This window comes from Kitasatospora sp. NPDC057542 (genome assembly GCF_042801945.1).
Classification (GTDB): Bacteria; Actinomycetota; Actinomycetes; order Streptomycetales; family Streptomycetaceae; genus Kitasatospora.
In genome coordinates this window covers 22,821-29,783 of the sequence record NZ_JBHVFE010000052.1, presented here as the reverse complement: position 1 = coordinate 29,783, position 6,963 = coordinate 22,821, and the positions used below count along the sequence as shown (strand labels likewise).

The window sequence follows — 6,963 nt, the reverse complement described above, 5'->3', positions numbered from 1 at the left end:
CTCCGGACTGTCGGCCCAGTGCCGCATCAGGGCTTGCGAGGCGTCAGTGCCGATCTCCGCCGGTCAGCGCGTGGCGGACCAGGACCTTGGCGCCGGCCCGGTGGCCACGCTTCAGCGCGCCCGGCAGCATGGTCAGCGCGTGCAGGCGGGAGGCGCTGCGGAACCGGGCCGCACGGGCGGCCTTCGGCCAGCCGCGGGCGTCCATCCGCTCGGCCACCGCGTTGAAGTACCGCTCCGCCTCGGTGAACCGGGTGCCGGAGAAGGCCTGCACCGAGGACTCGCTGACGGCGTGCCGGCGGTACTGGAAGACGACGGTGGTGTTGTCCACCAGCATCTGCTCGCCGAGCTCCAGCAGGTCCACGACCAGGGCCAGGTCCTGGATCACCGAGTACTCGTCACGGAAGTTGACCGCGCGCAGCGCCTCGCCGCGCCAGCAGATCGACGGGAAGTAGAGCCAGTTGCCGCGCAGCACGCTGGCGGCCAGCTCCTCGCCGCCCATCAGTCGCCGGCCCTTGACGGTCGGCGCGTAGATCTTCTCCTTGACGTTGTCCGCCAGGCCCGAACGGCTGACCTCGCCGTTGCCGTCGATGACCTCGACGCCCGGCTGCACCATGCCCAGGTCCGGGTTGTCCTTGACTATCGCCCGGACGGTCTCCAGGTAGTGCGGGTGCAGCAGGTCGTCGCAGCCCATGATGACCACGTGGTCGGCCGTGGACAGCTCCACGCACTTCTGGAAGTTCTTGGTGATGCCGAGGTTCTGCTCGTTGCGCAGGTAGCTCACCCGGTCGTCGCCGAGCGAGGCGAACCAGCCCGGGACGTCCGGCTCCTTGCCGTCGTCGATGACGGTCAGCCGGAAGTCCCGGTCGGTCTGCGCGAGGATGCTCCGCACCGCGGCCTGCATCAGCGCCACGTCGCCGTAGTACGGCAGCATGAACTCGAAGGTCGCCATGGGATCAGGCCTTGCTGCGGTCGACCGGCGCCGAGACCGGCAGGTCCAGGTCGAAGCGCTCCTCGTTCAGGCGGGCGCCCTCGTTGATCGCCACGGTGCGCGCCAGGTCGGTGAGCTTCTTCTCCAGCGAGCGGAAGCGCAGGAAGGTGTTCAGGGTCAGGAAGCCCATCGCCAGCACCATCACGTACAGCACCAGGTCGGTACCGCGGCCGACGCCGAGCTGGTGGGCCAGCCAGGTCACGTCGGTGGGACGCAGCACCGCGTAGATGTTCACGATCACGAAGACCGAGAACGCGATCCGCTTCCAGGCGCGGGTGTTGGCACGGTCCCAGCGCCGGATGAACATGAAGGCGAGAGCGACCGAGCCGAGAATGAGAACCAGCTGGATCCAGAAGAATTTCATCGGCGGCTACGCTCCCGCAGCGAGATGTCGAAGATGATGTTGACGCCGTTGATCAGGGACTGACCCTTGGCGCGTGAGTACTCGGTGTACAGGATGTCCACCGGGAGCTCGGCGACCCGCAGGTCCGAGCCGGCGAGGAAGCTGACGATCTCCGACGCGTGTGCCATGCCGTTCATGGTGATCCGCAGCCGACCGGCGGCCTCGCGGTTCAGTACGCGCAGGCCGTTGTGGGCGTCGGTCAGCTTGAGCTTGCGCGCGGTCGGGCTGACGGTCGCCGCGGTGCGCAGGACGACCCGCTTGATCCACGGCACCTGCCCGTTCTGCTCGATGAAGCGCGAGCCGAGGACGACGTCCACGTCGCCCTCCCGCAGCAGGGCGACCATCTTCTCGACGTCGGCGGTCTGGTGCTGGCCGTCGGCGTCGAAGGTGGCGAAGTACTTGGCGCCCGGCTGGGCCAGGGCGTAGGCGAGGCCGGTCTGGAGGGCGGCACCCTGGCCGAGGTTGACCGGGTGGCGCACCAGGTGCGCGCCCGTCTGCATGATGTGCTTGGCCGAGTCGTCGCCGCTGCCGTCATCGACCACCACGATGTTCGGGAACGTCTTTCGCGCCCCCTCCACAACGTCGGCGATCACCTGGCCCTCGTTGTAGGCCGGGATCACCAGCCAAACATCGTCGTACTGGGACACGGAGGCTCCATGAATGGGGTCTGGCCCGCGCTGCTGCGCGGCGATCTGAAGATGAGGGGCGGACACGGTCAGTCACCGGCCGTCCGACTGCTCAACACCCCGGCGTTCGGGTCCCCCGACTGCTGGGCGAGACCGGCGGAATTCGTCGCCGAACGGGCGAAACTCTGCCTCAGAACCGCCAGCATACCGAGGACGGTGGCCACGGAACCCGCCGTATACGCAAGGATCACGCGGGTGGACACCTCACCCGGCAGGAAGGTCACCCCGGCGAGGACCGCGGTGCCGACCGCCCAGCAGAGCAGCTGAAGGTTGTGCCGCTTGAATACCATCAACGCCTGTCCGAGCACCATCGCGAACATGTACGCGACGGTTCCGGCGGACAACCAGAAGAAGTCGAGGCAGCCGAGCACCGGCTTGGCGCCGAACAGCACCTGGATCAGCCACGGGCCGAGGGCGACCGCCGGGATACCGCCGAGCAGGCCGAGCGCGCCCACCACGACGCCGATCTTCTTGAGCATCCCGGTGAAGGCGGCCCGGTCCCCGACCGCGATCGCGGCGGAGAGGCCGTTCAGCAGCGAGGCCTGGAGCGAACCGAAGACGAACAGCGGCACCCGGGCCAGCACCAGCGCGTTGAGCAGGGCGGCGATCAGCGCGGAGTCGGAGGGCGCGAGCAGCTTGGTGCTCACCACGGCCGCGTTCACCACGACCTGCGAGAGCAGCGTCGAGCAGATCAACAGGCCGAGCCCGGAGCAGAGTTCGGACCAGCCGACCTGCTCGCCGGGTTTGACCGCGCGCAGCAGCGGGGGCAGCGTGGCGATCGTGGCGAGGATCGGCGCGACGGCCAGGATCAGGCTGAACGCGAGCGCCGAGTGCACCCCGGCCACGCCGCAGGCGAAGGCCAGGCCGATCCGCAGGCCGCCGTCCAGGCCGAGCTGGGTGCCGTACGCGCCGAAGCGTCCGAGGCCGGCCAGCACGCCGCGGGTGAGGTAGCAGACGGCCATGCCGGTGAAGGCGCCGCCGAGGGCCAGCACCAGCGAGCGGTCGCCGTGGAACATCGCCCGGGCGATCGGGCCGGAGGCGGCACCGAGGACGGCCAGGGTCGCCGCGAGGATCCCACCGGTGAGCAGGGTCGCCCGGCGCAGCACCGGCGCGGCGCCGTGGCCGAGCGCCGCCCGCGCCGCGACGATCCGGGTGAGCTCCTGCTCGATCGGGAAGAAGACGCCGATGCCGACGGACATCACGATCGTCCACAGCAGCGAGACGTTCGCCATGTCGTCGACGGACAGGCTGTGGCCCGCCACCCCGAGGTGGATGTAGGAGGCGGCGCCCAGTACGACGGTGCCGCCGGCCACCGCCAGGGTTCCTGGCGGTAGCGCGGCAGCCACCTTCGTCAGCGGGTTCTTCACTGAGGTCTGTCGCTCTCGGTGCTCCGGGCCGTGGCGGCCAGTTCGGCGAAGACGGGCTTGGTCAGGGCCTCGGCCAGCATGGCCCGCCACTCGGGCAGCGGCGCCAGCCCGGCGGCGGCCCAGCGGTCGTGGGCCAGCACGCTGAAGGCCGGGCGGACGGCCGGGCGGACGAAGGCCTCCGAGGTGGTCGGACCGATCCGCTCCGGGTCCAGCCCGCTCAGTGCGTAGGTCTCGCGGGCCAGTCCGCACCAGGTGGTCCGGCCGCTCGCGGTGCCGTGGTAGACCCCGGCCGGGGCCTGCCCGGCGAGCGCGGCCCGGCCGAGCTCGACCAGGCGGCCGGCCAGCGCGTACGACCAGGTCGGCTGGCCGTGCTGGTCGTCCACCACGTCGAGGGTGTCCCGCTGGGCGGCGAGCTTGAGCATGGTGGCCACGAAGTTCGGGCCGTGCTCGCCGTACAGCCAGGCGGTGCGCACCACGTAGCCGTGCTCGGGGAGCAGTTCGGCGACCGCCCGCTCCCCCACCAGCTTGCTGCGGCCGTACGCGTTCACCGGCGCGGTCGGGGCGTCCTCCGGGCAGGGCTCGGTGGCGTCGCCCGGCAGGACGTAGTCGGTGGAGACCTGCAACAGCCGCGCACCGCTCTTGGCGCAGGCCGCGGCCAGGTGGCGCACGCCGGTGCCGTTGACGGCGGTGGCGGCGTCCTCCTCGGTCTCCGCGGCGTCGACGTTCGTCCACGCGGCGCAGTTGACCACGATGTCGTGGCCCTCGACGGCGGCCTGGACGGCCGCCGCGTCGGTGATGTCGAGGTCCGCCCGGCGCAGCGCGGTGATCTCGGCGGTCGCGTCGGCGCCCAGCACCGACAGCAGGTCCTGCCCGAGCATCCCGGCCGCGCCGGTGACCAGCCAGCGCACGGGCGCGGCGGCGTTCGCGGTCACTTGGCCAGGGCCGCCTTCTGCTTCAGCGGCTCCCACCAGGCACGGTTCTCGCGGTACCAGGCGATGGTCGCGGCGAGGCCGTCCTCGAAGCGGACCTGCGGCTCGTAGCCGAGCTCCTCGCGGATCTTGCTGATGTCGATCGAGTAGCGGAGGTCGTGGCCCTTGCGGTCCTCGACGTGCTCGACCATGTCCCAGCCGGCGCCCGCGGCCTCCAGCAGCAGGCCGGTCAGCTCCTTGTTGGTGGCCTCGGTGCCGCCGCCGATGTTGTAGACCTCACCCGCGCGGCCGCCGCGCATGACCAGTTCGATGCCCCGGCAGTGGTCCGAGACGTGCAGCCAGTCGCGGACGTTGCCACCGTCGCCGTACAGCGGCACCTTCTTGCCGTCGATCAGGTTGGTGGTGAACAGCGGGATGACCTTCTCCGGGAACTGGTAGTGCCCGTAGTTGTTGGAGCAGCGGGTCACCACGACGTCCATGCCGTGGGTGCGGTGGTAGGCCAGCGCCAGCAGGTCGGAGGACGCCTTGGAGGCCGAGTACGGGGAGTTCGGCACCAGCGGCCAGGTCTCGGTCCAGGAGCCCTCGCTGATCGAGCCGTAGACCTCGTCGGTGGAGATGTGCACGAAGCGGCCGACGCCGTGCTTCCGGGCGGCGTCGAGCAGGACCTGGGTGCCCACGACGTTGGTCAGCACGAACGGGCCCGCGCCGGCGATCGAGCGGTCCACGTGGGACTCGGCGGCGAAGTGCACCACCACGTCGTGGCCCGGCATGACCTGGTCGACGGCGTCCACGTCGCAGATGTCGCCCTGGACGAAGGTGTAGCCCTGGTGGCCGGCCACCGGGGCCAGGTTCTCCAGGACGCCCGAGTAGGTGAGCTTGTCAAAGACCGTGATCCGGGCATTCTCGTCAGCTCCGAGGAGCTGACGGACGAACTCCGAACCGATGAATCCGGCGCCGCCGGTCACGAGGATGCGCATAATGCGCGTAGTCTACCGTCGCCCGAACACCCTCCCGACCCGGCCCCTCCCGCGTCCACCGATCTCGAATAGGGTGCACCCATGCGTGGAATCCTCCTGGCCGGCGGCACCGGCTCGCGGCTGTGGCCCCTGACCCGTGCGGTGTCGAAGCAGCTCCTGCCGGTCTTCGACAAGCCGATGATCTACTACCCCCTCTCGACCCTCGTGATGGCCGGGATGAGCGAAATCCTGATCATCACCACCCCGAACGACCGGGACCAGTTCGAGCGCCTGCTGGGCGACGGTTCGCAGTTCGGCCTGAAGCTCCAGTACGCCGTCCAGGAGAAGCCCGAGGGCATCGCCCAGGCCTTCGTGCTCGGCGCGGACTTCATCGGCGACGAGTCGGTGGCCCTGATCCTCGGCGACAACATCTTCCACGGCAGCGGCCTGGGCACCTCGCTCACCGAGCACTCCGACATCAAGGGCGGCCGGGTCTTCGCCTACCCGGTGGCCGACCCGACCGCGTACGGCGTGGTCGAGTTCGACGAGACCGGCCAGGTCATCTCCATCGAGGAGAAGCCGGCCGAGCCCAAGTCCCGTTACGCCGTCCCCGGGCTGTACTTCTACGACAACCGGGTCGTGGAGATCGCCCGCACCCTGGAGCCGAGCGCCCGCGGCGAGCTGGAGATCACCGCCGTCAACGACGCCTACCTGCGCACCGGCGACCTGCACGTGACGACCCTCGACCGCGGCACCGCCTGGCTGGACACCGGCACCTTCGTGTCGATGGTCCAGGCCTCGGAGTTCGTCCGGGTCATCGAGGAGCGCCAGGGCTTCAAGATCGGCTGCATCGAGGAGGCCGTCTGGCGGGCCGGGCTGATCGACGACGCCCAGCTGCGCGAGCTCGCCGAGCCGCTGCTGAAGAGCGGCTACGGCCAGTACCTGCTGGACCTGCTCGACGAGGCGGCCGCCAAGTGAAGTTCCGTGAGCTCTCCATCGAGGGCGCCTTCGAGATCACCCCGCAGGTGCACGGCGACGCCCGCGGCCACTTCACCGAGTGGTACCGCTTCGACCGCCTCGCCGAGGTCGTCGGCCACCCGCTGAACCTGGCCCAGGCCAACCTGTCGCTCTCCGCCAAGGACGTCGTCCGCGGCATCCACTTCGCCGACGTCCCGCCCGGCCAGGCCAAGTACGTGGCCTGCACCCGCGGCGCGGTGCTGGACGTGATCGTGGACCTGCGCGTCGGCTCGCCCGGCTTCGGCACGTGGGAGTTCGTCCGACTGGACGACACCGAGCGCAAGGCCGTCTACATCCCCGAGGGTCTCGGCCACGGCTTCTGCGCCCTCACCGACGACGCCACGCTGACCTACCTCTGCTCGGCGACGTACAACCCGACCGGCGAGCACGGCGTGCACCCGCTGGACCCGGAGCTCGGCATCGAATGGCCGACCGACGCCCCGCAGCTCTCGGCCCGCGACGCGGTGGCGCCCTCCCTCTCGGAGGCCCTCGCCACCGGCCTGCTGCCGGACTACCAGGCCTGCAAGGCCTACGCGGACTCGCTCAAGCAGCAGTAGCCACGCGAGGCCGGCTGAGGGGACGTGCGCGCAGGCGCACACGTCCCCTCAGTCATACTT

The 6,963-nt window shown here is 70.3% G+C and carries 8 protein-coding genes; 2 read left to right on the top strand and 6 right to left on the bottom strand.

Features of this window, described 5'->3' with window-relative positions; all coding sequences use genetic code 11:
* Nucleotides 1–43: 43 nt before the first annotated feature.
* The 6 genes from ACFU7Y_RS09865 to rfbB form a co-directional block, all read right to left on the bottom strand.
* A complete protein-coding gene (locus ACFU7Y_RS09865) occupies nt 44–949 on the bottom strand; it encodes a glycosyltransferase family 2 protein (RefSeq protein ID WP_224273904.1) in 906 nt (301 codons plus the stop codon).
* Between the two features lie 4 nt (nt 950–953).
* The gene (locus ACFU7Y_RS09860) at nt 954–1,352 is read right to left on the bottom strand and encodes a DUF2304 domain-containing protein (RefSeq protein WP_224273902.1); all 399 of its coding nucleotides are present in this window, start codon (nt 1,350–1,352) and stop codon (nt 954–956) included.
* On the bottom strand, nt 1,349–2,038 hold the full coding sequence (locus tag ACFU7Y_RS09855; protein WP_224273900.1) for a glycosyltransferase family 2 protein: 690 nt from the start codon (nt 2,036–2,038) through the stop codon (nt 1,349–1,351). Before ACFU7Y_RS09855 ends, ACFU7Y_RS09860 begins: the two co-directional genes overlap by 4 nt.
* A 68-nt stretch (nt 2,039–2,106) precedes the next feature.
* Complete coding sequence (locus ACFU7Y_RS09850) at nt 2,107–3,423, bottom strand: lipopolysaccharide biosynthesis protein (protein ID WP_380767240.1); 1,317 nt, start codon at nt 3,421–3,423, stop codon at nt 2,107–2,109.
* Nucleotides 3,424–3,440: 17 nt separating this feature from the next.
* On the bottom strand, nt 3,441–4,376 hold the full coding sequence (gene rfbD, locus ACFU7Y_RS09845) for a dTDP-4-dehydrorhamnose reductase (RefSeq protein ID WP_380767238.1): 936 nt from the start codon (nt 4,374–4,376) through the stop codon (nt 3,441–3,443).
* Entirely contained in the window at nt 4,373–5,350 is a 978-nt protein-coding gene (gene rfbB / locus ACFU7Y_RS09840; protein ID WP_224273883.1) for a dTDP-glucose 4,6-dehydratase, read from the bottom strand. Before rfbB ends, rfbD begins: the two co-directional genes overlap by 4 nt.
* 81 nt (nt 5,351–5,431) lie before the next feature.
* Here rfbB and rfbA point away from each other — a divergent pair, with 81 nt between their 5' ends.
* Both rfbA and ACFU7Y_RS09830 read left to right on the top strand, forming a co-directional pair.
* Nucleotides 5,432–6,307, top strand: coding sequence for a glucose-1-phosphate thymidylyltransferase RfbA (gene rfbA, locus ACFU7Y_RS09835; RefSeq protein WP_224273881.1), 876 nt, complete (start codon nt 5,432–5,434; stop codon nt 6,305–6,307).
* The gene (locus tag ACFU7Y_RS09830) at nt 6,304–6,903 is read left to right on the top strand and encodes a dTDP-4-dehydrorhamnose 3,5-epimerase family protein (protein ID WP_224273879.1); all 600 of its coding nucleotides are present in this window, start codon (nt 6,304–6,306) and stop codon (nt 6,901–6,903) included. The genes rfbA and ACFU7Y_RS09830 overlap by 4 nt, the downstream gene beginning before the upstream one ends.
* Nucleotides 6,904–6,963: the final 60 nt, after the last annotated feature.

Excerpts from the sequence above, each read along its gene's own strand:
- rfbA (WP_224273881.1), top strand. The coding sequence starts at position 5,432 with ATGCGTGGAATCCTCCTGGCCGGCGGCACCGGCTCGCGGCTGTGGCCC.
- ACFU7Y_RS09860 (WP_224273902.1), bottom strand. The coding sequence starts at position 1,352 with ATGAAATTCTTCTGGATCCAGCTGGTTCTCATTCTCGGCTCGGTCGCT.
- ACFU7Y_RS09865 (WP_224273904.1), bottom strand. The coding sequence starts at position 949 with ATGGCGACCTTCGAGTTCATGCTGCCGTACTACGGCGACGTGGCGCTG.
- rfbB (WP_224273883.1), bottom strand. The coding sequence starts at position 5,350 with ATGCGCATCCTCGTGACCGGCGGCGCCGGATTCATCGGTTCGGAGTTC.